Below are 2,443 nucleotides of genomic sequence, written 5' to 3'. Positions count from 1 at the left end.
AACTTCTGCAACACAGAAATTGTCCATTCCACATCTTGCATTGCAATGCTCTCAGTAATTTCGAGTTCCAGATAACGAGGTTCCAACTCAGTTTCAGCTAGAATTTGCTCAACAACTTTGACTAAAGTGGGTTGCTGAACTTGACGCCCTGAAAGATTCACGGCAATCCGGATTGGTGGCAACCCAAGTGATTGCCAAAGACGATTTTGCATACAAGCTGTCCGCAGAACCCATTCTCCAATCGGACAGATCAAACCTGTTTCTTCTGCCAGAGGAATAAATTGATAAGGGGGAATTAAGCCTAGTTCGGGAGATTGCCAGCGAATCAGCGCTTCCAGGCCCACAATTTGACCTGTTCTCAAGTCTACTTGCGGCTGGTAGTGCAACAAAAATTCCTCGCGTTCTAAGGCTTTATAAAGTTGGTTTTCTAATCTCAGCCGTTCCAGTGCTTTTGCCCCTAGGGCTGGTGTATATAGCTGATAATTATTGCGCCCTTGTTGCTTGGCTCTGTACATCGCAGCATCGGCGTTTTTTAACAGCGTTTCTGCGTCTTCCCCATCATAAGGAGCTAAAGCAATCCCCAAACTCGCTTTGATGTGTAAAGAGGTATCGTGATAAGTCTCTACATCTTCAAAATGAAAAGGAACGTTCAGGGCACCCAGAATTCTTTTCGCAATTTTGGCAACATCTTCCAAACCAGTAATTGGGGACAGCATAATAGTAAATTCATCCCCACCCCAACGAGCAACAATGTCGGTTTCTCGCAGGCAATCTGTGAGGCGTCGAGCCGCACATTGCAGCAGTAGATCGCCTACGGCATGACCAAGCGTGTCGTTAATCGTTTTGAAGCCATCCAGGTCGAGAAACACCACTGCCAGCATATCGCCGCAATTCAGATGAGTGCTTGCCAGCGCTAGAGAGAGTCGGTCATTGAATAACAGCCGGTTGGGCAAACCCGTTAAGAGGTCATGAGACGCCTGATGTCGGATTGTATCCTCTACACGCCTTTGCATGACTGCCATGTAGAGGTGGATTCCCACCGCTTGAGCCAGCTTGAGTTCTTCTTGTGTCCACTCTTTAGCCTGTCCTTGGGTGATTTCTCGCCATGCTTCAAATGACTGGCGGGGGCGGACATTCCGTTCGTCGGGATTCTGACGACCTGCCCATAGGGTTTCTGTATTCATCTCATGCCGGAAGATGGTGAGACACCCCACGCATTGCTGATGATAACTGAGAGGCACGATCAGAATAGAGCGAATAGGCGTTGTCTCAAAAGCAGGGACTGCATATTTTAGTTGTGGTTCTTGATATAAATCGGGGATGGTGTAGAGAAAATTTTGACTTTTAAAATTTGATATTTCCCTAGCTACTCCGTAGCTGTTATGCGAAGACTCAAGGAAATGATTTTGAGGATTAAATTCCGACTGCAAAAACCAAGAGTCAGAAGCGTGATTGATGAGATTCTGATGACTGAAATCTTGATTGTTATCTTTGGATTTGTTTTCAGAATGACTGTCTGGGATACCAACGCTGCTCGGTTTCCCGGAGATAATTTGTTGCCAAAGGGGAGTTTCTTCAATCCAAGCTTGGAGTGGCTGCTCGCCCGTCGTATAAAGTTGAGCAGGCTGACCTGTTGCATCTGCTGTAATGTACAATCTGCCAGCAGCACCGTGTAAAGCGTTAACGGTTTCTTCTAAAACGGTCTGCCGAATTTCTGAAGTTTTTAGTGGAGAGTGGAGTAGACTACTAATTTGGTTGATTGTTGATTCATGCTGAGCTTGTTCGCGTGCGGTTTGAAGAAGAGTGGATTGAGCGATCGCAATCGATACCTGATCCACGAGCAGTTGAACAATTTGTAACTCTTGTTCGCTAAATTTGCGCCGGGATGCGTGGTGACACACCAACAACCCCCACAAGTTGTTTTGATGCAGGATTGGCACGGCGAGAGAAGCACTCACCCCCATCGTCGTCAGATATTCGACGTGGCAAGGATCGACTGGGGAATAGCGGATGTCTCTAGTTACTAAATTTTTGCCGGTTGATAGACAATCTAGCTGTTCTTGAGTTTTCTGCCTAGAAATGACATCGACAATGACTCGCTGGCGGACTTTGACAAACAACTCACGAGCATTGGGCGGAATGTCCTCCGCTGGAAACCGCAGCCCCATCATAGAGGGTAAACAATCGCCATTTATAGATTCGGCAATTACTTCGCCACTGGCATCTGGGTGAAATCGGTAAATTTTGACCCGATCCATCTCTAAAAATGAGCGAATTTCCCGCGCTGTTGTCGCTAAAATCTCTTGTAGCTCTAAAGATTGGCGAATTCGGGTTGTAATTCGATTTAGCAAGCTTTCCCTATCGTAAGATCGGGTTGTCCCTGCCCTTCTTGCTTGCTGTAATGCCGGTATATTCTTTCGTCGAACCATTCAATTAAACCTGT

At 46.4% G+C, this 2,443-nt stretch carries 1 protein-coding gene; it reads right to left on the bottom strand.

Features of this window, described 5'->3' with window-relative positions:
* The coding region (locus H6F50_RS10135; protein WP_190428603.1) for a diguanylate cyclase at positions 1-2,429 on the bottom strand (2,429 nt) is incomplete at its 3' end.
* Between the last annotated feature and the right edge of the window lie 14 nt (positions 2,430-2,443).

Origin of the sequence: Coleofasciculus sp. FACHB-712 (assembly GCF_014695635.1) — a bacterium.
Taxonomy (GTDB): Bacteria; Cyanobacteriota; Cyanobacteriia; order Cyanobacteriales; family FACHB-T130; genus FACHB-T130.
The sequence above is the reverse complement of the archived record's forward strand: the minus strand, read 5'-3'. Positions and strand labels throughout refer to the sequence as shown.